General features: G+C 43.2%; 22 protein-coding genes, 2 pseudogenes and 1 riboswitch. Of the genes and pseudogenes, 9 read left to right on the top strand and 15 right to left on the bottom strand.

The window, feature by feature from the left end; genetic code table 11:
• Positions 1-33: 33 nt before the first annotated feature.
• The 3 genes from V7K85_RS25475 to V7K85_RS25465 all read right to left on the bottom strand — a co-directional run bounded on the left by V7K85_RS25475 (position 34) and on the right by V7K85_RS25465 (position 1,743).
• The gene (locus V7K85_RS25475) at positions 34-732 is read right to left on the bottom strand and encodes a DUF6745 domain-containing protein (RefSeq protein WP_334817742.1); all 699 of its coding nucleotides are present in this window, start codon (positions 730-732) and stop codon (positions 34-36) included.
• The gene (locus V7K85_RS25470) at positions 732-1,073 is read right to left on the bottom strand and encodes a hypothetical protein (protein WP_334817740.1); all 342 of its coding nucleotides are present in this window, start codon (positions 1,071-1,073) and stop codon (positions 732-734) included. Before V7K85_RS25470 ends, V7K85_RS25475 begins: the two co-directional genes overlap by 1 nt.
• A 106-nt stretch (positions 1,074-1,179) precedes the next feature.
• Positions 1,180-1,743, bottom strand: a complete 564-nt coding sequence (locus tag V7K85_RS25465) for a hypothetical protein (RefSeq protein WP_334817738.1) — start codon at positions 1,741-1,743, stop codon at positions 1,180-1,182.
• A gap of 653 nt (positions 1,744-2,396) precedes the next feature.
• Between V7K85_RS25465 and V7K85_RS25460 the strand changes: the two genes are divergently transcribed.
• Positions 2,397-4,385 carry a S8 family serine peptidase gene (locus V7K85_RS25460; protein ID WP_334817736.1) on the top strand — a complete coding sequence of 663 codons (1,989 nt, stop codon included), beginning with the start codon at positions 2,397-2,399 and terminating at the stop codon, positions 4,383-4,385.
• 262 nt (positions 4,386-4,647) lie between these two features.
• Here the strand turns inward: V7K85_RS25460 and thiC are convergent, their stop codons facing one another.
• The 4 genes from thiC to V7K85_RS25440 all read right to left on the bottom strand — a co-directional run bounded on the left by thiC (position 4,648) and on the right by V7K85_RS25440 (position 8,747).
• Complete coding sequence (gene thiC / locus V7K85_RS25455) at positions 4,648-6,021, bottom strand: phosphomethylpyrimidine synthase (RefSeq protein WP_334817734.1); 1,374 nt, start codon at positions 6,019-6,021, stop codon at positions 4,648-4,650.
• An 8-nt stretch (positions 6,022-6,029) separates the two neighbouring features.
• A riboswitch (TPP riboswitch) is annotated at positions 6,030-6,126 on the bottom strand.
• 64 nt (positions 6,127-6,190) lie between these two features.
• Positions 6,191-6,436, bottom strand: coding sequence for a DUF6887 family protein (locus tag V7K85_RS25450; RefSeq protein ID WP_334817732.1), 246 nt, complete (start codon positions 6,434-6,436; stop codon positions 6,191-6,193).
• Positions 6,437-6,634: 198 nt separating this feature from the next.
• A complete protein-coding gene (locus tag V7K85_RS25445) occupies positions 6,635-7,456 on the bottom strand; it encodes an alpha/beta fold hydrolase (RefSeq protein WP_334817730.1) in 822 nt (273 codons plus the stop codon).
• A gap of 781 nt (positions 7,457-8,237) precedes the next feature.
• Positions 8,238-8,747 carry a protein tyrosine phosphatase family protein gene (locus V7K85_RS25440; protein ID WP_334817846.1) on the bottom strand — a complete coding sequence of 170 codons (510 nt, stop codon included), beginning with the start codon at positions 8,745-8,747 and terminating at the stop codon, positions 8,238-8,240.
• Positions 8,748-9,134: 387 nt separating this feature from the next.
• Between V7K85_RS25440 and V7K85_RS25435 the strand changes: the two genes are divergently transcribed.
• The 3 genes from V7K85_RS25435 to V7K85_RS25425 all read left to right on the top strand — a co-directional run bounded on the left by V7K85_RS25435 (position 9,135) and on the right by V7K85_RS25425 (position 11,426).
• Entirely contained in the window at positions 9,135-9,875 is a 741-nt protein-coding gene (locus tag V7K85_RS25435; protein ID WP_334817728.1) for a DJ-1/PfpI family protein, read from the top strand.
• A gap of 291 nt (positions 9,876-10,166) precedes the next feature.
• Positions 10,167-10,664, top strand: coding sequence for a GNAT family N-acetyltransferase (locus tag V7K85_RS25430; protein ID WP_334817726.1), 498 nt, complete (start codon positions 10,167-10,169; stop codon positions 10,662-10,664).
• Positions 10,665-10,784: 120 nt separating this feature from the next.
• A complete protein-coding gene (locus V7K85_RS25425; RefSeq protein ID WP_334817724.1) occupies positions 10,785-11,426 on the top strand; it encodes a TetR/AcrR family transcriptional regulator in 642 nt (213 codons plus the stop codon).
• A gap of 264 nt (positions 11,427-11,690) precedes the next feature.
• On the opposite strand, the gene V7K85_RS25420 is transcribed toward V7K85_RS25425, so the two are convergent.
• Entirely contained in the window at positions 11,691-12,416 is a 726-nt protein-coding gene (locus tag V7K85_RS25420) for a gamma-glutamylcyclotransferase (RefSeq protein ID WP_334817723.1), read from the bottom strand.
• Positions 12,417-12,495: 79 nt separating this feature from the next.
• Between V7K85_RS25420 and V7K85_RS25415 the strand changes: the two genes are divergently transcribed.
• Entirely contained in the window at positions 12,496-12,642 is a 147-nt protein-coding gene (locus V7K85_RS25415) for a hypothetical protein (protein WP_334817721.1), read from the top strand.
• Positions 12,643-12,992: 350 nt separating this feature from the next.
• Here the strand turns inward: V7K85_RS25415 and V7K85_RS25410 are convergent, their stop codons facing one another.
• A complete protein-coding gene (locus V7K85_RS25410; RefSeq protein WP_334817719.1) occupies positions 12,993-14,066 on the bottom strand; it encodes a hypothetical protein in 1,074 nt (357 codons plus the stop codon).
• Between the two features lie 464 nt (positions 14,067-14,530).
• Positions 14,531-15,091 (bottom strand): annotated as a pseudogene (locus V7K85_RS25405) (Uma2 family endonuclease).
• Positions 15,092-15,486: 395 nt separating this feature from the next.
• Between V7K85_RS25405 and V7K85_RS25395 the strand changes: the two are divergent.
• On the top strand, positions 15,487-16,191 hold the full coding sequence (locus tag V7K85_RS25395) for a calcium-binding protein (RefSeq protein ID WP_334817717.1): 705 nt from the start codon (positions 15,487-15,489) through the stop codon (positions 16,189-16,191).
• A 453-nt stretch (positions 16,192-16,644) separates the two neighbouring features.
• Here the strand turns inward: V7K85_RS25395 and V7K85_RS25390 are convergent, their stop codons facing one another.
• From V7K85_RS25390 to uvrB, 4 genes are all read right to left on the bottom strand, one after another.
• Entirely contained in the window at positions 16,645-16,866 is a 222-nt protein-coding gene (locus V7K85_RS25390; protein ID WP_334759173.1) for a type II toxin-antitoxin system HicA family toxin, read from the bottom strand.
• Positions 16,863-17,069 (bottom strand): type II toxin-antitoxin system HicB family antitoxin, encoded by a 207-nt coding sequence (locus V7K85_RS25385; protein WP_300413054.1) that lies wholly within the window; start codon positions 17,067-17,069, stop codon positions 16,863-16,865. The genes V7K85_RS25390 and V7K85_RS25385 overlap by 4 nt, the downstream gene beginning before the upstream one ends.
• A 267-nt stretch (positions 17,070-17,336) precedes the next feature.
• Positions 17,337-17,606, bottom strand: coding sequence for a ParE family toxin-like protein (locus V7K85_RS25380; RefSeq protein ID WP_334817715.1), 270 nt, complete (start codon positions 17,604-17,606; stop codon positions 17,337-17,339).
• Positions 17,607-18,007: 401 nt separating this feature from the next.
• A complete protein-coding gene (gene uvrB / locus V7K85_RS25375; RefSeq protein WP_334817713.1) occupies positions 18,008-20,005 on the bottom strand; it encodes an excinuclease ABC subunit UvrB in 1,998 nt (665 codons plus the stop codon).
• Between the two features lie 258 nt (positions 20,006-20,263).
• On the opposite strand from uvrB, the gene V7K85_RS25370 reads away from it, so the two are divergent.
• Both V7K85_RS25370 and V7K85_RS25365 read left to right on the top strand, forming a co-directional pair.
• Complete coding sequence (locus V7K85_RS25370) at positions 20,264-20,731, top strand: hypothetical protein (RefSeq protein WP_334817711.1); 468 nt, start codon at positions 20,264-20,266, stop codon at positions 20,729-20,731.
• 359 nt (positions 20,732-21,090) lie between these two features.
• Complete coding sequence (locus V7K85_RS25365) at positions 21,091-21,273, top strand: CsbD family protein (protein ID WP_334817710.1); 183 nt, start codon at positions 21,091-21,093, stop codon at positions 21,271-21,273.
• Between the two features lie 417 nt (positions 21,274-21,690).
• Here the strand turns inward: V7K85_RS25365 and V7K85_RS25360 are convergent.
• Positions 21,691-21,966: pseudogene (locus tag V7K85_RS25360) on the bottom strand (hypothetical protein); the annotation flags it as partial.
• Positions 21,967-22,219: 253 nt separating this feature from the next.
• On the opposite strand from V7K85_RS25360, the gene V7K85_RS25355 reads away from it, so the two are divergent.
• On the top strand, positions 22,220-23,797 hold the full coding sequence (locus tag V7K85_RS25355) for a type II CAAX endopeptidase family protein (protein ID WP_334817708.1): 1,578 nt from the start codon (positions 22,220-22,222) through the stop codon (positions 23,795-23,797).
• Positions 23,798-23,994: the final 197 nt, after the last annotated feature.

The raw sequence follows: 23,994 nt of genomic DNA, 5'->3' as shown, positions 1-23,994 counted from the left end.
TTCTATAACTTTTCGCAAAATCCCAAATTGAGATTACGCCTCGATCGCAGGGTTATAATCATCTGGGTTATTAAAGCCTGCAATCCAGGCGGCTGCTTGATGGCAACTTTGCATGTTCGGAGGAACACGCAAGATATGAATATGTCCTGTGGATGGACAGGTAACTTTCAAAACCATCAGCGGCTCGTCATCCTCAAAAGGAATGTAGACTAGTTGACGTTCTCCACCAGCGTCTCGATCGCGATCGCGAATCAACCCTCCCACTTGCTGCAAAAATGTCTCGTATCCCAGACGTTCAATCTGCACGCGGCGCAACTCAACATTCTCTATATTGAGGATATCCTGCCCCGTTATCGACTGGGATTCAAAGGCAATGCGATCGTTCGCCTGCACGCCTCGCCAGTGCAAGACAAAACCATGCCCCGCAGATAGACTGGTAATCCCACTTCCGGCCAACTCGATCCAATAAGTGATGTGAAGTCCTTGGGGAAGGGTAGTGAGGTTTACACAGTCGCTGATATCAATACTTTCACAGGTGAGATTTTCAGGTAGATTGTAAAGAGCCAACGCACCGCTTAAATTTAGATGACCCAAAACACGCATACCATCCCAGGCGCGATGCTCAAGGATCAGTTTTCGAGCATGTTCAGCCGATACAGGCTCGTGGCTTTCGTTTGGGCGCTGCTTAACTGGTTTATTCGGCACACGTCCCTTCGACATCATCTTCAGCATTAGTCCATCACCTCTACGTAAGCATCAGGGCGATATTCACGTTGTCTCCAGACGCGGTAAAGCCCTTGGGGTAATTCAATCGCCCGATGTTCCTCATGAACTAAAGTGGCACTTGGTTCTTTCACCTCAAGAAAAAGGTCACTACCATGCACCCACAACTGAACAGCATTGAATTGCTGAATGCGATGGCTGTGTCCTGTGATTTCACCATGAGCCAGAGTTGCACCTACACGCCTCTGAACACCGACAGGTAAGCTAGCAATACGTCTGATCAGAACGTCGCCATGTCTGTAGAGAACACTAGCTTGGTGAGCTTGGGAGTTATTGCTGTGGTTAAACATCTTTTGATCATAACTAGGACTTACGCATCATGCATACATATGTACTATACTACTTTTGGGCTTTTGAGCCATATCTAACACTCAAGATAGTAAATATGCAACTAAATCAACGCCCTAGTCTCAAACCTCTTTCCATAAGCATCTGAGGTTCGATATTCTCAACTTTAGGTATCGCTTCTAACTGAGGAATCCCGGCGATCGCATCAGCAATATTACCTGATTGGGCACGCAACCAAGCGGCGTGAGGCGCATAGGCAAGACTTTGGGCTACTTCATAACCCGCTTGATTAATTACCTGGCGCTGGGACTCCACATCAACGCCTTCAGCAAAGCGGATGAAAACTAGTCCAGTTGGTACTGCTACCGAATCATTGGGTTCTAGTATATAAATTGGACTTAGTATCCCCTGTTCTAATTGATTGGGTTCGCCTGGAAAAACTGCGATTGCACCGTCGTTAAGTTGTAAAATTGCTCCTGGTGCCACGGTGTTGGGTTGATTATAGTGGACTGCATAGTATCCAGGCTTACGAGTGTAGAATACAGCAGTGCGCTCGCTGCCAACGCGAATTTTTTCAGGATACTCAGAAAAGTAGTCTTTTTGAAATCTCACTTCAACAATCAGGGGTAAAGAGTACACCTGTAGAAAATACTCAGCCGGAAAATAAAACATCTTTCTTAAGTTCTAATGATGTTATAGCGTTTTTCAGTGGTATGGAATACAAATCTTTCATGGGGATGCAAGCTATACGCCCCTATTGATAGTGAAGATTTTTAAAGTAACCTGACTTTGAATCCCTTTTTTCTAGCAAGACGAATCGAAGGCTTGTATGAACTTAGTACAGCATTTCATTAATTTGTAGCAAATTAAATTTGGCAATACCCTACAATGCCAATGCGTCGGCTGCATTGTGAATGTGTCGGCTTACATTATTAATGCGTCAGCTTGCATTATTAATGCGTCAGCTTGCATTAAAAACGTTACGCTTTTACGCAAAACTATACTTGGAGAGATTAGATTCTGTTTAAGCTATATCTTTTTAATGCCGTAATACACATACAGCAGATTGCAACTTAGTGAGGTACAGATTATTGTAAGGGCACAACAATGTTGTGCCCCTACCTGTGTACCTCATTTACCTGAAAAACGCTGTATAACACATGAAATAAGAAGCATCTATAAACTAAACGTAAGCATAAAGCGCACGCTGCGGGAACACAACATATGATGCAGTTTTTCTCATCCCAATGCCCAATGCCCAATGCCCAATGCCCAATGCCCAATGCCCAATTCTCAAGACATTTAATATCCCAGGAGATTAAACTATGGTTCAGGTTCGCTATGGTGGACAAAACGGTCAACAGTATGAACTTGCTATCAGTAACGAACACGTTGTAGTGCGTACCGAAAGCCGCAGTACTCTTGTCGGTGCAAGACCGTTTGAAGTTGCACCTATGTCACCTACAGCTCGTAGCATTCTCAATCAATTCGAGTTAGTAACGCGGTTTCGGCAAGCGGGTGTAGAAATTCTGCGAACGAAAGTTCCGACTCAAGGTGTGGCTTTGCGCGATCACGCCCGTGAAATTCTCAACAACGAGTCTGAAGTCCAATTTGCCGGACGTGTTCTTGTCGATCCAGTATCCAAACAACCTGTAGTTTACACCGAAAACCTCTTCGTTAAATTCGACAACGAAGAAGAGTCAAGGGTCTGCCAGCAGGTATTAGGACGTTACGGCTTAACAATTAAACGCCAACTTGAATATGCACGAAATGCTTACTTTGTCAGTGCACCGACAAATACTGGTATAGCCGTCTTTGACATCGCTGAGAGACTTCTGAATGAGAAATCAGTAGAACTGTGCCATCCTGAACTAGCGCGTGAATCACGCCAACGTCAGGTTTTCCCGCAGCAGTGGCACTTAAAGCAGACAACAATTAATGGTAAGGTAATTAACGCTCATGCCAACGTTGAGGCAGCTTGGAAGTTAAGCGATGGCGCAGGGACGATTATTGCAATTATCGATGACGGTGTGGATCTCGATCATGAAGAGTTCCGTTCCTCTGGAAAAATTGTTGCCCCGCGTGATGTTACACGTAAAACTAACAATCCCAGACCGGGAAACGACAATAACCACGGGACAGGCTGTGCTGGAGTCGCTTGTGCAAACGGCAACTTTGGTGCATCTGGTGTGGCACCGGGTGCAAAGCTGATGCCGATTCGTTTAGCTTCGGCACTGGGGTCACAGGATGAAGCAGATGCTTTTATTTGGGCGGCTCAAAATGGTGCTGATGTTATTTCTTGTAGCTGGGGGCCAGCAGATGGTGTTTGGTATGAGCCAAATGATCCTGCACACAATCAGAAAGTACCTCTGCCTGACTCCACACGGCTTGCTATGGACTTTGCAATTAATAAGGGACGCAACGGCAAGGGTTGTGTAATTTTATTCGCGGCTGGCAATGGTAACGAAAGTGTGGGTAACGACGGCTATGCCAGCTACCAAAAGGTGATTGCTGTGGCAGCTTGTAACGACTACGGCATCAGAAGCGCTTACAGTGACTTTGGTCAAGCGGTCTGGTGCGCCTTTCCCAGCAACAATGGCGACAATTCTCAAACCCCTGGAATTTGGACAACCGATCGCTCTGGTGTACTTGGTTATAATTCGGGTAATCGGAATCTGGGTGAGGCCGCAGGCAACTACACGAACGAATTCGGCGGCACTTCCAGTTCTTGTCCAGGTGCAGCTGGTGTCGCAGCCCTGATTATTGCCAGAAACCCAAATCTGCGTTGGGACGAGGTGCGAGATATTATTAAACGCTCGTGCGATCGCATTGATCAAGCTGGAGGTAAATATGATGCCAATGGTCACAGCCCCTTCTACGGTTACGGTCGAATCAATACTCTCAAAGCTTTAGAATTGGCCAAGCCAGCTCAAACATCACCTATCAGCATTTTCAAGGCAGTCCAAGATATCCCAATTAACGACTTGCAAATATCAACATTGTCGGTGGCGATCGCTAATAGCAGCCTGATCAAATCCATCAAAGTTCATGTAGACATTGAGCATACCTATATTGGGGATCTTGTAGTTACTCTCCTTCCCCCAGTGCAAATAGGCGTACTTCCGATAATTCTGCACGATCGCCAAGGTGGAGTTACAGATAATATCAAAACAACCTATGACGAGGTAAACACCCTTAAGCTTGCTGCCTTTAAGGGTAAAAGTCCTCAAGGAATCTGGACTCTTCAAGTTGCAGATAAAGCTGAGGGAGATACAGGAAAGATTCGGAGTTTGACCATTGAAATTGGATTTTAAGCCAATACCCTTTTAAAATCTCGTTTCCAGCCTCTGGCTGGAAATGCTGATCATTGCGGCTCTGCCGCGAGTAAGGAAGGCGGAGCCTCAAAGTAGGCATTCCCAGTCAGAGACTCTTAACGAGGTAATACATGAAAACTGCTGTAAACCACAATCTCCATTAGGGGCGGACATCTATGCGCCCCTACTGCGTGTTCTATCCTATATCTCATCCATCTGAAAACTGCTACAAGTATTCAACCGGAATCGATATGACAATCTGTTAGCTTTGAGTCACAGGCTCTTTCGCCAAGAACTTCTCTAATTCTGTCAGCGCATCAGCATCAACCTTAGTTTGCATTGGGCAGAACTTAGGCCCACACATCGAACAAAACTCAGCAGTTTTATAGATATCTGCTGGCAGAGTTTCATCGTGATATTCCTTAGCTCTTTCTGGGTCGAGTGATAATTCAAACTGACGGTTCCAATCGAAGTTGTAACGCGCCTTAGAAAGTTCATCGTCTCTATCCCTTGCACCAGGGCGATGTCTAGCAATATCAGCCGCATGAGCCGCTATTTTATAGGCAATCAACCCATTCCGCACATCTTCGGCATTTGGTAGACCCAAATGTTCTTTAGGTGTTACATAACACAGCATTGCAGTACCGTACCATCCAGCCATCGCTGCTCCAATGGCTGAAGTGATGTGGTCATAACCAGGAGCAATGTCTGTCACCAATGGCCCCAATACATAGAAAGGTGCTTCCGAACACTCTTCCATCTGCTTGCGGACGTTGAACTCAATTTGATCCATTGGCACGTGTCCAGGCCCTTCCACCATCACCTGTACATCATCTTTCCAGGCTTTGCGAGTTAGCTGTCCGAGGGTTTTTAATTCAGCTAATTGTGCTTCATCTGAGGCATCATGGGTGCAACCGGGACGCAGGGAATCTCCTAAACTGAAGGAGACATCGTATTTTTTGAAAATTTCGATGATGTCTTGGAAGTGGGTATAAAGCGGGTTTTGTTTGTGGTGATGCAGCATCCACCGCGCCAAAATACCGCCACCGCGAGAGACAATACCAGTGATGCGGTTTCTCACCAAAGGCAAATGCTCAATCAAAATCCCAGCGTGGATAGTTTGATAATCTACTCCCTGCTGGGCGTGCTTTTCAATGATATGGAGAAAGTCATCAGCAGTTAGGTTCTCGATTGTGCCGTGGACACTTTCTAACGCTTGGTAAACTGGCACCGTACCAATGGGAACAGGCGAAGCCTTGATAATAGCGGTGCGAATTTCATCCAAATTACCGCCGCCTGTGGACAAATCCATCACGGTATCAGCACCGTACTTCACCGACAGATTCAGCTTATCAACTTCTTCCTGAAGATTAGAAGAGTTGGGGGAAGCGCCGATATTAGCATTTACCTTACATTTGGAGGCGATGCCAATAGCCATCGGCTCTAAGTTAGTGTGATTAATATTAGCCGGGATAATCATTCGCCCCCGCGCCACTTCCTCACGAATGAGATCAGCGGGGAGATTTTCCCGTTGGGCGACATAGTGCATTTCTTCGGTGATAACACCTTGGCGGGCGTAGTGCATTTGAGATACATTACTTTGCCCACGTCGTTTAGCAACCCATTCTGTCCGCATATTGTATATTCCTCAATAAACAGCTTCCCTCCGCTGGTATTACCCAGACTCAGGTGTTAAGGGTGTGATCTCAGCCTGGTTATGTAGGCACCCCTAGCATGGATGTAGTGTACCACCTTGGTTATGGTTGCGAACAAGGGTGTTAACAATTTATGAGGTGAGTGTGGTATTAAGCTGTTTTTTCGGAGTCTAGCGTAGGCGCAGCCCGTCGTAGACATCGCTGTTTTTGTTGAATAATGTCTAATACTGCCTTGTGGATTTCTTCTCTTGTCATGGATGCGGGATAAGTTGCAGAGGGAGGTTTTGCCGTCAAACAATCCGCAAGTGCGTAAAAAGCCTCTTGATCATCTTGGTGTGCAATGACGTAGGCGCGTAATTCTGCCTTACTCATAGCATCAAAGTTTGGTTTGCTCATGGATATTCCCAGTTACCATTACGACTAATCAGAATTTATATATCTTCTTTAGCCAAGATGAATGCCACTGCCTCAAAAAGCGTAGGCGTAGCTCGTCGTAGACATCGCCTGACCGAGCCGCCTACTGCTCAATGGGATTTAAAGCTTGGAATCTTTATCCGTCACAGCTTAGAGCTTTACGAGCGTGCTATTCCGATCTCAGGTCTTGAGGAATGTCAGTAGGTCGCTGTTAAATTGATCCCGATGCGTGCTTGCCAGTCCGTGAGGTGCGCCCGGATAGACCTTCAGAGTCGAGTCTTTGACAATCTTCGAGGAGAGAGGAGCTGAGTCATTGAACGGCACAATTTGGTCGTCGTCGCCGTGAATGATCAGCGTCGGCACGTCAAACTTTTTGAGGTCTTCGGTGAAGTCCGTTTCCGAGAAAGCTTTGATGCAGTCGAACGCGCCTTTAAGACCGACCTGCATACTCTGGAGCCAGAACTGCTCCCGCAGACCTTGGGAGAGTTTAGCACCCGCTCTGTTGCCACCGTAGAATGACTCACTGAGGTCTTTGTAAAACTGGGAACGATCGTTAGCAACACCCGCGCGGATGTTGTCAAAGGCTTCGATTGGCAGTCCGCCGGGATTAGCTTCGGTCTTCAGCATCAGCGGTGGCACTGCGCCGACTAGTACGACTTTAGCAACGCGCTTCGTGCCGTGGCGACCGATATAGCGGGTGACTTCGCCGCCACCCGTCGAGTGACCCACCAGAACTATATCGTTTAGATCCAGTGTTTCAATCAGCGTCGCCAGGTCGTCTGCGTAGGTATCCATTTCATTGCCGCTCCAGGGCTGGCTTGACCGTCCATGGCCGCGACGGTCATGGGCGATCGCGCGATAGCTGTTGTCTGCCAAGAAGATTAGCTGCTCGTCCCAGGTATCAGCATTGAGCGGCCAACCATGACTGAAGACGACGGGTTGTCCTGTGCCCCAGTCCTTGTAATAGATTTGCGTGCCGTCTTTCGTTGTGATCGTGCTCATCTTTTTGCCTCCTTTTTCCTGCTTAGGGGTCGTCGATACAGGATAACTTCAGCAGTAAGGTCATAAGGAGCAACACAAGGGAAAAGACACATGGACCTAAAAGCCCCCAGTAAACGTTCTTCGGGAGTAATCCCTTGAAGTGTGTCTGTACCCAAACCACAGGAGTGGCTGATCCGCGTTTGCGATCCTTGTAATAGACCCGTCCGAAAATTAAGTTAGCCTCAACTAAGGAAATAAAATACTACCTCTATTCAATACCTTTGCATTGTTTATATCTTTCTTAACAAAAGAGCGAAAGGTTAGGAAGAAGATAGAGCAGAGAGTTTGGAATTAAGCATTACCTATGCATTAGTCACATCTTTTGATTGATCGCTTATATTTTATATATATTGAGATGTTCGCTTCTCCTCAAACTTGTCATAAAAACCAAGTTTCTCCAGCCTACTGGTAGTTAAAGACAGTGAACTACCCCGCCTTCAATCACCTGGATATTTGTTGAAACCAAACGGGGAACGCTGGTTTAAGATGGCACATCAATAACAGTCGCTATTTTCTGTAAACACGCGATCGGTTTGCCGGATTAGTTGTGATTGCTGCTTTGGGTTTAGCTCTCGATTACATCTTCTGATTGAGATTAGAACAGTAGAAAAATGGGGTATGAAGCGCAGGTAAACAACTTACGAAGCTGCCCTTGCTTTAATTTGCACAACTAGGGCGGGCTTTTCGGCCCACCCCACAAGAGATTTATTTTTTGGAGGATACAAATTAAAAGATTTTTAGCTTACCTTACTGTTAGATGAGTACAGCTGTTTTTGCGAGTAGGCACAGCTACTTTCGCGTGTTTGTTAACGTAGTCTACAAATAATTGCTTCAGCCTGGGACTAACGCCTGCGTGTTCAAAGAATCCAAAACCCAAATTCTTAGCTCTTGCTAAGGTTTCCTCTGGTGTTAATCCTTCCTGGATAGCGATACTCAATAGCGCAATTCCAGTCGATCGCATTCCGGCTGCACAATGCACAACTGCTGGTTTAGGAATTTCTTGGAGTGTTCTGAGGATTTTGGTAATCGCCTCTTCATTCAAATTTTTTAAATCCACCTTGAGTGGAACATTCGTATAATGCAGCCCCAATGCTTCCGCTACTTTTTGCTCATCCTGGGAAAATCCTAGTTCATCAGGCGATCGCAGATTTAGAACGGACTTAAAACCTTCTTGGATAGCTTGCTCAAGCTGTTTTGGTATGACTTGTCCTGTGGTTGTCAGGTTTTCGTTAATCTGTATGGCGTTGATCACATTCACTCCTTTTGACTTTCTAATGTCTTCCAGCTTGGTAAATACTCTGATAAGCAAACTTTGAGAATATATTCAAGTAAACACAGCAAAATTAGCTAAATATCAAACGATATTGCTTAATTACTTCAAATTTTGTCTTTTGAAGTTGGTTATTTTATTGCTTTATCCATAATGTACACTTTACCGATAGATTTACCGTATTTTAAAATTTATTATACGTTTTGTCGATAGGTCTATGGGTGTTTATGTTTCGAGAGTTCTACTATTGAGCTTGGGTGAGCAATTGGCTCAAGATTTTTGTGAAATAGTATAACTAGATACATTAGAATTTAGCCTAAACTATCTTAAGCATCGGCATCTTGAGTATTTTGAATGAGGATATAAATAGTGACTGTAAAAGAACTTGTTTCTTCTCTATCCATTGGGATAATTTTGTTCCCAAATGTGACGCAGTTAGATTTCACAGGGCCTTACGAAGTTTTTGCCAAATTGCCAAACGTGCAATTATATCTGCTGGCAGAAACACTCGAACCAATTCAAAGCGATCGCGGCCTTACCTTTCTTCCGGACACAACCTTTGCTCAAGCCCCAGCCTTAGATGTGTTATTTGTACCAGGAGGCTCAGGCATCAATGCCAAAATGGAAGATCAAAAGTTCCTCGATTTTCTCAAAACCCAAGGGAAACAAGCCCGCTACGTTACGGCTGTCTGTACTGGTTCTCTGCTGCTGGCGGCGGCCGGTTTACTTCAGGGATATCGCGCCACTACTCACTGGCGATCTTTGGATTTGCTTGAGATGTTGGGAGTTGAGACAGTTTCAGAAAGAGTTGTGATTGATCGCAATCGAATTACAGGCGGCGGTGTGACAGCTGGCATTGATTTTGGGCTGGCTCTAGCAGCTGAGTTATTTGGGGAAGCGATAGCTCAAGCAATTCAACTAGGGATCGAATATAATCCCCAACCACCCTTTAAGAGTGGTTCTCCCCAAACTGCCCCTGTAGCTGTACTTGCTCACGTTACAGCGGCGAGTCAAAATGTTCAGGAAATCAGACGGCAGATTGTCCAGCGAGTTGTAACTCAATTGCAAACTGCTAATACCAGTAAGGCAGTTGAGAATTTGTCTAGTTGATGTCTTGCGATGTCTACGACGGGCGTAGCTGCGGCAACTAAAATTTCTTATAACATACCAAAAAGTCAAACAGGTATGTATAGGACTTACGCATCAAGTACGAAATGTCGGGGCAATACCCTGCCTTAAGCCGCTTCTCTACGTTCGCGCAGCGTGTCGCAGACAGACGCTTTGCGTAGCTTGCTTCTCCGTGGGAGTATGCGTCTACATGAATTACCCCTACGGTAAATCAAGGCTTTCACTGCTTTTTTGCGTAAGTCCTGATGTAATCTGAATGCTAGCCCTAAATTTATGAGCGCTAAGGAAATATCTCTTCGACCTGCACAAGAAACAGATGCGTGGGTGCTGAGTGCAATTCATATTGCTGCTATCAAAGCTTTGCCTGCAACTTTCTACACAAAAAAAGAACTTTTAGCTTGGCGTAATTACCGCAACAAACCTGATGGTTCAAATATCTTGAAGAGTATGAAAGTGGAAACTTTATGGGTTGCGATCGAGGGAGATGTTGTTATCGGTTTTGCTAGTTTTATTGTTGATGAACTCATCGGGCTGTATGTTCATCCTAAATATCAAGGTAAAGGGATCGGGCGTGCTTTAGTTCAACATTTTTGCGATGAAGCAACTGAGCAAGATATAGATAAGGTAATTACAACTGCTAGTCTTTATGCTGAAGGGTTTTATTTACAACTGGGATTTACTGCTATCCAAAGAGTACCTCATTATTTAAGCAGTGGGGTGGTTGTCCCAGTTACTAAAATGAGTAAAACATTAGTTACTACACATAAATAAATTTGATAGTGGAAAGATTTTTAATAACTTTAAAAATACTGGTATGAAGATTATTTTTCCCCAAGTTGTGACCACTTTTTCCACATAACCTATGATCTAAGTAAGTACTTGCCAGCATAAATGAATAAAACCATCCGTTCATCAACTCTCACCCGTACACGTTTGATAGAAGCCGCCTCGCAGATATTTGCCAGTTTAGGTGTTCAAGGAGCAACTACCCGTGAAATAGCTCGTGTTGCTGGTGTGAATGAGGTGACTTTATATCGCCACTTTGCTAGCAAAGAACAACTTCTGGGAGCCGTAATCAAAAATGCCTTTGCACTCCAGACAGAAGCCCTTGCACACCCGGAAGCGTGGACGCAGGATCTAAAAATTGATTTAAAACATTATGCCCATCTTTACAATACTATGCTCGAGGCACAGGAAGACTTAATTCGTACCTTCATTGGAGAAGCTAAACGTCATCCTGAGGCAGCCAAACAAGTGATTCAAGAAGCTGCCAAGCCCTTAAAAGAAAAACTGGTAGCTTACCTGCAATCGAGTCAGAGACGAGGCATCGTCAGAGCAGACCTTGATCCATTTCCAGCAGTCGATATGTTTACAGGAATGCTGTTAGCTGGAATGCTATGCCGCAGTGTAAAATACAATCAAGGCAGCTATAGCTGTGAGGACTATATCGAAACCTGTATAGATATTTTTGTGCGCGGTATCAGTGCCACTCCCCTCTCAGTTGTGAATACGGCTGTAAGCTATGATCTATGAAGGTAAGTTATTTCTGCACGACTCGCTACCAAAGCTACTCAAGAGGCAATAGTTTTGGCGATCGCTGTATCAATTGCCTTATCCCAATTCGGCTGTTGTTTGATCAGTCCCAGACGAGCCAGCAGTTGGGACTGTGTGACAACTTTTTGACTTGGGCTTAACTAAGATGCTGATTATGTCAGGTGCTGAACTTTGGCGATCGCCTTTTAAAAGCGATTCGTTGGTTAGAAACCGAACCCTCTATATTGGGGATGAGCGCTCACATCATGGCTGTTGCCCGTAAATAGTCGGTAAAGTAGAGCGATCGCTATTAACTAAAAGGGCTTGTTGTTTTGCCAGCACTTGTTTGCGTAACAAGAGCAATTTTCTATCTTTAATGCCTTCTGCGATTAATCCATCGACAGTTCTCATCAGATAATCAGCGCAAGAACCCAATTTTCCAGATGCGGTGGCAATACTATTAACAGTGGTTGTTAATGGTATCTGATCAGCGTACCTGGGATGTTGGCGATTGGCAACGAAGGCGATCGCTTGGAATTCCTGCGTACCATCAAACACCCTTACCCAACGAGCAACGTAGACACCAGCTATCATCTCCCGTCGCCAAATCAGCAGTAATTCGGATGGTACATCGGCAGCAGCAATTCGATAAATAATACCATGACAACTACCGCCCCGATCAAGTCCTAAAAGTAATCCGGGATTCTCTGGAGTCCCCCGACCAAGGATCATCCATGTACAGAAGCACCGATGCCAACCATAAATGATCCCAGCACGGCGCTCGACGTATGTGATTAGGGGATTCCAAATCAGCGAACCGTAGGCAAATATCCAGATATCAGAATTTGGTGGTTGCTGTTGTAGTGTATTATCGAGCGATCGCTGTAACTCATCTTCGCTCAGGGTAGTTAGCTTGATTCCAGAGTGTGATGCTTCTAATAGTCTTGTCTGTTCATTTCCGGCTTCGAGGTCGCTACGACTGAGTGACATAATGTAGATTATTTCCTTTTCTGGAAATCTTCAGTAATTCCCTCTAGATAAGTAAGTCGGCGAGAAAAATTAAATGTATATGAAGAAATATAAACTTGAAGTAGAGGGTATTGGGCAAATGGCGATCAAGGAGGCTTGGTCGGGGATCTGGAGTGATGTCTCGGTCAATTCCGCTCATGGATTGGGCGATGTCTACGACGGGCTACGCCTACGCACACTGTCTTAGAATCGCTATTGTAGGCGTTTATGCTTGTTAGAAGTGATATATATGTGCTTTTCAGATGTGTCACTGGCTTAGGCGATCGCTCACAGAGATATTGTAGACTTCTTCTTTGAGTTCTTCTAAACACATAGATCAACCCTCCAACAAAGGCTAACATCTCAATTTTAGTACAAAGGTTGTTTATCTAATCAAAAGCTTGTTTTTAGTCTGTCCAAATTTACTGATTTTTTAGAGGAGGCGTTTGCACCTGTTGCGAAGGTATTTATTCATTAATCCTAAATATTTGACAAACAAAAAGGTTGGCAACAACTCCAAAAAGGTAACTTTGGTCTCTAAAATACTGAACCACATATTTAATTTTGCAGATTCAGAACTGCTTTCAGAACTTCTTCATTCGTAAAATAGTGATCATGAGATTCACCAGTAAGCTGCTTCCACAGAGAGAAGGTCGTTCGAGTTTCTTTCTGCTGTATTCTCTCAGGATTAGACTTTTTGAGAATAGGTGTTTTTGTACACAGCCAATCTTGATCTGAATAAAAATCAATCCAAGCTTCTATCTTTTCGTTGTCAAGACATTTGCTAATTTCCTTCTCTAGTTGTCTAGATTTACATGATAGCAATTTTAGACAACCTCCCATAGATATATATCTAACTCTATGGTCTTCTTGATAATCCGCGAGTAAATCAGTTGCGATAACAACGCCGAAACTATGGGCTAGAATAGTCACTCTATCGTAAAGCCCTGTCTCTAGAACAGCATTCAATTTATCTGCAACCTGCTTTCGGATCTTTGCCTTCAAGATTTTCCCTTCAGAGTTCTCTTCCAAATATCGTGTTGAAAAATCTGCAATATCAGCAATTAGGTTGATTGGCACAAAGCTGAAGATGCCACTTACAACTAGCCAGGCTGACCAATTAGTCATCTGCTTTCCGAAAGAACTGATTGGCTTTGACCAATCTTCCGGAATGGGAAATCCTAAAAAGTTTGGCTCTTGTCCTAGTGCTACAAATGCAAGTCCAACAATTCCATAAAACCAAAAAATCCACAATACTAAGGACGTTCCTAAACCTATTAGTAGAGGAGGAGAGTTTCTCAGTGCAAGTAGGTTCTTTGTAAAGAACCAATAGAACAAGATATATATCCCGCGAAACACTTGAGTTTTCAAGTTGCTACCACTTAGCTGTTTACTAAATAAGTCATTCCAATAAGCATCATAAATATCAATTTCCTTAGAGCTATTTTTACCTAAATCTAACTTGAATTTCTTTCCAATGTGTCCTGTTATCTTTTCCTCTCCTATTTCTTTAATTCTGGGGAACTCTAAAACCTCTGTAAGACCAACGGATAAACAATCAATAAAGTGATTTCTATCTCTGCCAAGATAAAAACCATGAACAAAAATAACAGCTTCTCGTTGGGATGCCATGTGCTATGCAACTCATAGTAACAAAAGACTCTATTCTATGATCCTAGACAGCCTTTTGTCGTTCACCACACTACTGATCGGATTTTTGCAAACTACCATTATACTGAAACTTTTCATATCAAGATAACGATGGCGTATAGGGTATTTATACAGACCTTTTCCATATAAAATCCTCAATCAGAGCATTACGCAAAAATGTTTCGTATAACTACCTTATATGGGTTATTAACTGGAAAATTTCCGTATAAATATCGGGGCTATCTTAAATTTATCCGAATAACATCCTCATCAATCATCTATTCAATTTTTGATGGCTTTGGTTTCAAACTGCACTTGTCGGTAGAAATGAGCCGCAGCTACGCCCGTTGTAGACATCGCTATTTCTACATCCACCGAATTGCTACCCTGACCAAGCACTAATGCTCTAGCATTTTATCTCGTAGATGCTTTCTGGCGATCGCCTCCTAGATTTTTCGCAATAATTCTCGAATTGCGATCGCACATTCAGGGAAGGCTAAAGGTGAAATTGTCACATCCTCTGCAAGTATGCTCTCGCTGTGATAGCCGTCTGGACTGGGAAGACGATACATATACAACTTACGTCCATTAACATCTAAAATCCAGTACTCAATAATACCTGACTTAGCGTAGGCGATTGCTTTTACTTCTCGATCGTATTTGAGACTGGAATCTGCTATTTCAATCAATAAAAACACTTCCGAAGCATCGGGATGGTGGTCATCATAATCTAATGGATTCAGCTTCACCACTGAAATATCTGGTTCTGGTTCTGAGTAATCGTCAAGTTGCACTGGTGACTGGATTTTTCATAAAACTTTGTCACCCAAACGTTGACGTAATAACCTTTCTGTGCAGGTAATTGCTGATTCGTGAACAGTTCCTTTTGCTGACATCCTGAAGATTTGTCCCACGATTAATTCTAAGCGTTCTTCAGGATGAAAAATCCCCATTTCCGCCATTCGGTGATATTCTTGAACACTAATTAGGCGAATATTGGTCAGCATAAGATTCACGTTAATGTCCCAACATTTTATCCCGCAGATGATTAATGCGATCGCAATGAACGAATAGTTAACCACATTACGGGATGAAGATTCGCCTTGCACCTCGATAACTATCAATATCAAGCACAATTTCAATCAGACTTTCAACACACTTACCTCGATATTCAGAGTCGTTTAGCAGTCGATCGGCATTGCCAATCGTAATTACCGTATGACTTGTTCGAGCGAATCTTTCCCTTTCATGCTGCGATTAGCTGTAAGCAAAATCATCTGATTTTCCTGAGCTAATCGCCAAACAACCCTGTCATCACTGTTGCTCGATAAATCCATTTCTGCAAATGTGATAAGCTGACTTTTGCCTGAATATCAATTAGGAAAGTTAGGAAAAAACAAAAATGGCAACTATCTACGGCACCACAGGTTCTGACACAAGAAATGGAACTTCGGGAAATGACACATTATATGGATGGGCTAGGGGTGGCAATGCTAATAGCCCGTCTGGTAATGACACCCTGAATGGCAGCTTTGGTGACGATATCTTAAATGGTGCTACTGGTAATGACAGCCTTTTGGGTGGCGCTGGCAATGATAGGCTGATTGGCAATGATGGCAACGACGTGCTGACTGGCGGCACCCGTAATGACACCTTAGAAGGTGGGACGGGTGCTGACAGCCTTTTCGGTGGCGCTGGCAATGATAGCCTGATTGGCAATGATGGCAATGACGTGTTACAAGGTAATGCCAGTGATGACATCCTAGTTGGAGGCTTGGGCAGCGACATACTTACAGGCGGAGACGGTGATGACACCCTAGTTGGAGGCTTGGGCAAGGACATACTTACAGGCGGAGACGGTGCCGATAGATTTTACTTTAATTCCCCAGATGAAGGAATTGATACCATCACTGACTTCAATAACGTAACTGATAATGATGAGATTTGGATTTCCGCCGAAGGTTTCGGAATAGATATAGACTCTCTCGATGCGGTTACGACCAACTACAGAACAGGCGCACTGTTCGTTGAAGACACTCAGATTGCCACAGTTTCCTCTATTTTCAGCACATTCTCGTTTTTTAGTGGTACCATCAACATTTTCTAGAAACCGTGTGTTAAGTCAACCACAACCGAGAGATTGAACATGTTGAGGCAAACTTCGTCGGATTGCCCCAACATACTGTGATGTATGCCTTCTATGTGTAACGACCTGCAATACTAATCACTCAAATCTGCAATCAATACATTTTCAAACCAGGATTATTTGCAACTATAATTACACTTCAACCAGGATTATGTGCAACTGAACCAGGATTAAGGGTCTTGGCAACTTTTGGTGATCTAGGTTGGGGGAAGGCAGAGGGCAGAAGGCAGAAGTCTTAAAACGTAAATGGCATCTTATCGATTATCGCTTCTTAGTGGCAAGTTGAGCGCTTTGTCACCCAAGCGATAACCTTTCTGCGCGGGTAATTGCTGATTCGTGAGTATAAGATTCAGATTAACGTCCTAGCATTTTATCTCGCAGTTGCTTAATGCGATCGCCTCAGCCAGTGCAGCCCTATAGCAATGCAATAAATTCCTCTACGCTTAAATCAGCATCCCGAATTATTGCCCGCAACGTACCCTTAGCTAATTCCTGATGATCTGGGACAACAACTTGAGCAAACGGTTCATCTCGTCGTAGAATAATATGGCTACTTTGCCTACGCTTTTCGTAAAAACCCACCTTTTCTAAGGCTTTGGTGCAATCTCTTCCTGAAATGCTCGGTAGTTTGCTCACACGAGTACCAGAAACGTTTCAAAGTTATCTTCTGGAACAGGCAAGCCATCCTCCTCCAACGCGGCGATGTAACCTGAGATCGCCTCTTTGATATTGGAAAGCGCTTCCTGTTTAGTCTTACCCTGGCTAAGACAACCTTTTAGGCTGGGACACTCTACAATCCAGTAGCCATCTTCATCTCGATACACGATTACCTGTCTCATATTGATAACAAAAAATGTGTATGACTGTTCTCGATCTTAGCAAGTAAGCCTCCTAAATCTGCCTTCCACTGTGCATTTCAACCTCAAACTATATATTTATCGGTGCGTCTATGCATCCTCGTCGATCATTTATTAAATTGTCGGTTGGCTTCGGTTTCAAACTGCACTATTCTAAGCAAGTATTTTATCCCGTAGATGCTTTACTGGCGATGTCTACGACGGGCGTAGCTGCAGCGCATGGAGAAGCTAACGGTTAGGCTGCTGGCGCTACAATTTCTGAAGCAGTTCATCATACTCTGCATGTGCGCCAATCCAGAACCAGTAAATGTGATCGTCCTCCAACAAGCCAAGAAGGCGGTAGTCTAAACTAACACGAGCCGAATAGATTGGTTGGCGCTGGCTAACTCGTTTGAACTGAAGACTATTGTGGTAAGGATCTGAACGCCAAAGGGCATAGGCAATGGCCGCTTGTTCTTGAACTGATGCAGGAAGTTCATCAAGTTTGTTGCGAAATACCTTCGTAACACTTGACTTCATTGCTCATAGGGAAAAACGTCAGCTAGAGGAGTGATATCGCCAGCAGCAATTTCTTGCCGTACCATATCAGCTAGCCGATCCCATTGAGCATCTGTTGTAAATTCAAACTGAGCCTTCCATCTTTGCTCATCCTCTATCTCGGCAAGGAGACGAGCAGCGATGCCTGCGGCGGGCTACGCCTACGCATCCTGTTCGGCAACAGGTAGAGTTTTTAGTTGGGCGATGTCTACGACGGGCGTAGCTGCGGCACGCTCAAGTAACTCAGTCATGGCTACCACACTCTTAAAACGTAAATGGCATCTTATCCATTATCGCTTCTTGGTGGCAAGTTGAGCGCTTTGTCACCCAAGCTATAACCTTTCTGCGCGGGTAATTGCTGATTCGTGAGTATAAGATTCACATTAATGTCCCAACATTTTATCCCGCAGATGTTTAATGCGATCGCGCAATTTTGCCGCCTCTTCAAATTCCAGTTTCTTTGCTGCCTCTTTCATCTGCGCTTCCAACACGGTAATCAATTGTGGAATCTGTTCTAATGGCAGTTCATCTATATGTTCATCTACGACTTTCAAGTCAGTTGCATTCAACCGCCGAGATACATCTAAAAAAGACAAAATCGCGTTACTCGATTTTTTCACAATCGGTTGCGGTGTAATTCCATGTAATCGATTATGTGCAGTTTGAATCCCACGCCGCCTGTCTGTCTCATCAATGGCTTTAATCATGCTGTCTGTCAAATTATCAGCATACATAATCGCTTGTCCCCGGATGTGACGCGCGGCTCTACCAATAGTTTGAATTAAGGAACGTTCGGCTCGCAAGAAACCTTCTTTATCAGCATCCATGATTGCTACTAAGGAAACTTCGGGTAAATCCAAACCTTCCCGCAGCAAGTTAACTCCAACTAATACATCAAATGTCCCTTCGCGCAAGTTCTGCAAAATCTCAATTCGCTCAATTGAATTAATCTCGGAATGTAAATACCGTACCCGAATACTATGATCTTGCAGATACTCGGTTAAATCTTCCGCCATCCGCTTAGTTAATGTGGTAATTAACACTCGTTCATGGAGGTCAACTCTATCTTTGATTTCTCCCAACAAATCATCAATTTGTCCTTCTGTGGGACGTACAGAAATTTCTGGATCAATCACCCCAGTTGGTCGAATCACTTGTTCAACTATATGGTTTTCAGAAACTTCTAATTCCCAATTTCCTGGGGTTGCTGAAACAAAAATACACTGATTCATCTTTTGCCAAAATTCTTCTGCTTTCAAAGGACGGTTATCAGCAGCACTAGGAAGACGAAATCCATGTTCAATTAAAACTTTTTTTCTAGCTTGGTCACCATTATACATGCCGCGAATTTGGGGCACAGTAACGTGAGATTCATCTATAACTAGTAGCCAATCTTTGGGAAAATAATCAATTAAACATTCTGGTGCTTCTCCAGCTTGCCTTCCTGCTAGGTGACGGGAATAGTTCTCGACACCGTTGCAATAACCTACTTCGCGCAGCATTTCTAGGTCATAGCGTGTGCGTTGATCTATGCGTTGCGCTTCTAATAATTTCCCAGCTTGTTCTAAGTCTGCTTTTTGCTGTTTTAATTCTGCGGCGATGTCATCACAAGCTACTTCTAAGCGTTCTTCTGGGGTGACAAAGTGACGTGCGGGGTAGACATTTACTGCTGACAAACTCTTGAGAATTTCCCCTGTCACCGGATCGATATAGCGAATCGCGTCAATTTGATCACCAAAGAATTCGACACGAATAATTCGGTCTTCGTATGCTGGGCCTATTTCTAAGACATCGCCTCGGACGCGAAATTTTCCCCGACCCATTTCTATGTCGTTGCGGCTATATTGAACATTTGCCAAATCCCGTAAAATTTGGCGTTGATTTACTTCCATACCTATCTGAAGGGGGATGGCAGCTTTCAGATATTCTGCTGGCATTCCCAAACCGTAAATGCAACTGATGGAAGCAACGACAATTACATCACGGCGTTCAAAAAGCGATCGCGTCGCTGAATGCCGCAACATATCTATTTCATCATTAATTGCCGCCGTTTTTTCAATATAAGTATCGGTAACAGGAATATACGCTTCTGGTTGATAGTAATCGTAGTAGCTGACAAAGTACTCGACTGCATTGTTGGGGAAGAAATCCCGCAACTCGTTACAAAGCTGTGCAGCAAGGGTTTTGTTATGTGCCAGAACTAAAGTAGGCTTGCCAATTTTCTCAATAACTGCCGCTACCGAAAATGTCTTGCCAGTTCCAGTGGCTCCTAGTAAAGTTTGGTAACGATTACCAGATTGGATACTAGCGGTAAGTTGGGCGATCGCTTGTGGTTGATCGCCTGTGGGACTAAAGGGAGCTTGAAGACAAAATTCTGTCATACAGTTTTGCTGAAAATACCCAATCTCACTCATGGTGACGATTTCACCCTGTATCCATTGTAGCGGGGTTATCAGACCAAAATAAATAGTATTAATTTTTTACAAAAATTAATACTATTTATTTACTTATGTATCAGTTTGAAAAATATTTATATCTATATGAGGTTTTTTAAGGTTAAACTCTAAGATATATGGGAAAAAATTTCATCTTTCCTTAATTATTGTAAAATTCAATTAACAAATCAGAGGTGTTAGTTTATGACTATTAGCAACACTGGCAAAACAACGGGTTCTCGGCAAAAATATGCCAAATCTCTAGCGGAAACTACAGAGGAAGTTGAAAATCAACAAGACCATAGCTTGAATGGAGATAAACTCGAGCATGTTACTGAACAGCCAGTGTCGGGTGCTTCTGGGACACTTGCCCTTGCTGGAGTTCGTCCCATAGGCCCTAGTGACTTAGAAGTTGCTGAAAATCTCTCAATTGCTGGGGTGCGTCCCGTTAGCACCAGTGGCTTGGAAGTAATTGAAACCTATAATGAAATGGGTATTCGTCCAATTGGTTCTAATAAATTCCAAGTTGTTGAAAGTCTTAATATTTCTGGTATTCGTCCAATTGGCTCAAGTTCATTGGTAATTGCTGAAAGCTATTCCACATTCGGGAACCGTCCGATAGCATCAAATGAGATGGACAATTCTGAAAACCTAATGGGTTTTCTAGATTAGACAAAAAATATCCCCATAACTTTATTAACCCAGTTTCTGTATGGATCTGGGTTTTTTTAGTTAAACAGTTAAAAGTAGAAATTACGATATTTGCACTTTTTCTATGTCTTTTAGCATAGGTAATTAAACCGTTATGGTCTTTAATTGATATTCAAACAACACCCAGGATGCTTACTCTAATTACTTTTCTCCATTTTGAATTTTGAATTTTGAATTTTGAATTTTGAATTGTTTAATATGCCTTGTGGTGGAAGGCTTTAGCAAAAACCTTAAGCTATTGTGTAAAGGTAATAACAAGAAGATTTCAAAGTTAGTTTACAGCTTTGAAATTAACTTACCATAAAATAAGGAGTACCAAAATGAGCATAGAAGATCGCGCAAAAGCCGCTGCTAAAAATGTTGAAGGTAAAGCCCAAGAAGCATTAGGAAATGTTACTGGAGATCCAGAAGATAAAGCTGAAGGTAAAGCAAAGCAAGCTGAAAGCGAAGTACGTCACGGTATTGAAGACGTCAAAGATAACGTAAAGAAAAAAATTGACTAAGAATTTATACTTTTTTTTGCATAAAATCGAGGGATATAAATGGGGTGTATCCCATCTTTGCAAAAAAAATATGAGTTGTTCCATAATTAAGCTAAACTCTTTTCAGATTCCCTGAGCAAGGAATAGAAAATAGAATATCGCTTGATTGGTAGAAATTTTGTAGAGACGTAATTAATCACGTCTCTACAATTTTCAGAATTAAAAAAAATTAGATAATCAAACTCTATTATATATTCTCCATGTTCACAACAACTTAGGTGTTGTGATTTACCATCAAATTCCTTCTAAGGAAGTGCGACCATTAGCAAAATCCCTAGTTCAAGGTTTTTATAAGAACTTCCCTAATCAAGACTTAAAGGTTTTGATTTATGAGTCTGATTTATACTAGTTAACTCCAACTGAGATGCGCTTACCCCGATAACTTAAACGCAAGTTATGACCAAAAACTCGCTCGACTCTTAAATTTAAAAACCCATTGGGCACAATCGGCGGTAGTTCGAGATCGTAATAAATACCCACATCAACGCCAAAAAACCAATCCATTCGGTTTACCCACAGCCAAGGTAAGATGGCTTCTAGCAAGCCAGGAATCAAATGTTGTAGTTGATTATCCACAGGTTCATCGTCAGAATCGGGCAGATCCTCGGCGGAGGGTAAGCAGTGCAATGGGTTGTAATTTACAGCATATTTCAGGTAAATGAAGTACACGGGTAGGGGCACAACATGTTGTGCCCCTACGATTATCTGTACTTCACCTTGGCGTAGCCTCTCGTAGAAAAGTTGCAATATGCTGTAACATGCTGGGTGCGATGTCTACGACGGGCTGTTCGGTGACGCACATTCATCGCAAACTCATAATATTGATGATATCTATCCACCTCTGACTTTTTCTTGCGATAATTCCCAAGGGGGACGCGCTCCCCACTGGTTAGTCAAAGGGGGATAGATGACACTCAAGCGGTTAGTTTTAATTTTTGTGCTAACGCCGATAGCAGTTCTGTTGGCAGTTTCGTCTTTATTCGGTAGTTGGCAAGAACCTCAGTTCCAAAGTCGCCTGGAACTGTACCAAACCAATATTGCTCTACAAGCCCAAGCTTGGCAATCAGAAGATAGCAACGATGACAATCTCCAGACAATTCGGGAAGCGATACTTGGTGAGCAACCCCTGGAAAGTGCTACAAAGCAGTATCAAGAGGCGCGTCAATCAGTTCAAGCTAATTTGGACACAGTTAACAATAAACTTGCACAATTACGCTCTCAACCTGAAATAACTCCCATACCTCCGAAACCTCTACCGGACGTTCCTCCGACTACTAAAACCTCTCGACAAGGACAGCAGCAACAGTTACAGCAGTCTTTTAAGCAATTACAAAAATTACTGGCTGAATTAGACCTGCGGGTGGGAATTTTAGAAGCACAGCAAGGACAGACGGATACAGCTCTCAAGACTTGGAGCGAATTACAACAACGCTCAGGTATCAATTCAGAATTTGGACAAACTACTGCTGTATTGAGTGGACTATGGAGCAATCCTCCCCGTCTCCTCCCAAATGCTCAACAACCAATTCAAAAAAATTTAGAAGGTTGGTTTCGCTCTACTGCTTTGGTTAAGCTATACCAACTCCAGGAACGACAAGACGCTTTATCAGCAGTTAAAGCTGCACAACAAGAATCTGCTGCTCAAGCGGTGATCAAATTAGCGGTTATTGGCACTATTCCCACCTTGGCAGCTTTAATTGGTCTAATACTGCTGATTTTATTATTTGCTCAACGCTTGTTGAAAGGAAAAGCCTCCTTATTAGCTCAAAATGCTGATGTCCCTTGGTCAACGCCTTGGGATGGTGAAACGATTTTGCAGGTTTTTGTTGTAGGCTTTTTCTTCATGGGGCAAATTTTTGTGCCCTTGGTGATATCGGTGTTACCCATCCCGCGTCCCATTGTTGATGTACGACTTCAGGCGTTTTCTGTTTTGGTTAGTTACCTATTGGTAGCATCGGGTGCGCTGTTAGTGCTGTATTTCTCTCTAAAGCGCTTTTTTCCACTACCTGAATTTTGGTTTCGCTTCCGTTTTCAAGATAATTGGTTTTTGTGGGGACTGGGAGGCTATTGCGCGGCTTTACCTATAGTTGTGATAGTATCTTTGATTAATCAACAGCTATGGCAAGGACAGGGTGGTAGTAATCCCCTGTTGCAATTAGCGCTAGAAAGCCAAGATAGTGTAGCACTTGGCATATTTTTCTCCACAGCGGCGATCGCCGCTCCATTTTTTGAAGAAATTCTGTTTCGCGGTTTTTTGTTACCATCTCTGACTCGTTACTTACCCGTGTGGGGAGCAATTCTTGTCAGTAGTTTGTTGTTTGCGATCGCTCACCTCAGCTTGTCAGAAATTCTGCCGCTGACCGCATTGGGGATTGTGTTGGGGGTCGTTTACACGCGATCGCGCAACCTCCTTGCTCCTATGCTCCTCCACAGCCTCTGGAATAGTGGTACATTATTAAGTCTGTTCGTATTAGGTAGTAATTAATACTTGATAATTACTGTTGTTTAAAACGAAAATATCTGTTTTTATCTCCATAGGTAAGAACAATTTACTAGTATTAATTGGTTGCAAGCATAAATACTAGCTGAAAACCCAATTAAGATAATCGCAAAAGCAAATCAAAGAATGCTCTTAACATAGACAACAAATTATCTAGTTAAGCATTTATTCTCATCCGGGTG

Source organism: Nostoc sp., from assembly GCF_036917615.1.
GTDB lineage: Bacteria > Cyanobacteriota > Cyanobacteriia > Cyanobacteriales > Nostocaceae > Nostoc.
The sequence above is the reverse complement of the archived record's forward strand: the minus strand, read 5'-3'. Positions and strand labels throughout refer to the sequence as shown.

Bases quoted from the DNA above. Each gene is read 5' to 3' on its own strand.
- V7K85_RS25475 (WP_334817742.1), bottom strand. From the start codon at position 732: ATGCTGAAGATGATGTCGAAGGGACGTGTGCCGAATAAACCAGTTAAG.
- V7K85_RS25470 (WP_334817740.1), bottom strand. From the start codon at position 1,073: ATGTTTAACCACAGCAATAACTCCCAAGCTCACCAAGCTAGTGTTCTC.
- V7K85_RS25465 (WP_334817738.1), bottom strand. From the start codon at position 1,743: ATGTTTTATTTTCCGGCTGAGTATTTTCTACAGGTGTACTCTTTACCC.
- V7K85_RS25460 (WP_334817736.1), top strand. From the start codon at position 2,397: ATGGTTCAGGTTCGCTATGGTGGACAAAACGGTCAACAGTATGAACTT.
- thiC (WP_334817734.1), bottom strand. From the start codon at position 6,021: ATGCGGACAGAATGGGTTGCTAAACGACGTGGGCAAAGTAATGTATCT.
- V7K85_RS25450 (WP_334817732.1), bottom strand. From the start codon at position 6,436: ATGAGCAAACCAAACTTTGATGCTATGAGTAAGGCAGAATTACGCGCC.
- V7K85_RS25445 (WP_334817730.1), bottom strand. From the start codon at position 7,456: ATGAGCACGATCACAACGAAAGACGGCACGCAAATCTATTACAAGGAC.
- V7K85_RS25430 (WP_334817726.1), top strand. From the start codon at position 10,167: ATGAGCGCTAAGGAAATATCTCTTCGACCTGCACAAGAAACAGATGCG.
- V7K85_RS25425 (WP_334817724.1), top strand. From the start codon at position 10,785: ATGAATAAAACCATCCGTTCATCAACTCTCACCCGTACACGTTTGATA.
- V7K85_RS25420 (WP_334817723.1), bottom strand. From the start codon at position 12,416: ATGTCACTCAGTCGTAGCGACCTCGAAGCCGGAAATGAACAGACAAGA.
- V7K85_RS25415 (WP_334817721.1), top strand. From the start codon at position 12,496: ATGAAGAAATATAAACTTGAAGTAGAGGGTATTGGGCAAATGGCGATC.
- V7K85_RS25410 (WP_334817719.1), bottom strand. From the start codon at position 14,066: ATGGCATCCCAACGAGAAGCTGTTATTTTTGTTCATGGTTTTTATCTT.
- V7K85_RS25395 (WP_334817717.1), top strand. From the start codon at position 15,487: ATGGCAACTATCTACGGCACCACAGGTTCTGACACAAGAAATGGAACT.
- V7K85_RS25385 (WP_300413054.1), bottom strand. From the start codon at position 17,069: ATGAGACAGGTAATCGTGTATCGAGATGAAGATGGCTACTGGATTGTA.
- V7K85_RS25380 (WP_334817715.1), bottom strand. From the start codon at position 17,606: ATGAAGTCAAGTGTTACGAAGGTATTTCGCAACAAACTTGATGAACTT.
- uvrB (WP_334817713.1), bottom strand. From the start codon at position 20,005: ATGACAGAATTTTGTCTTCAAGCTCCCTTTAGTCCCACAGGCGATCAA.
- V7K85_RS25370 (WP_334817711.1), top strand. From the start codon at position 20,264: ATGACTATTAGCAACACTGGCAAAACAACGGGTTCTCGGCAAAAATAT.
- V7K85_RS25365 (WP_334817710.1), top strand. From the start codon at position 21,091: ATGAGCATAGAAGATCGCGCAAAAGCCGCTGCTAAAAATGTTGAAGGT.
- V7K85_RS25355 (WP_334817708.1), top strand. From the start codon at position 22,220: ATGACACTCAAGCGGTTAGTTTTAATTTTTGTGCTAACGCCGATAGCA.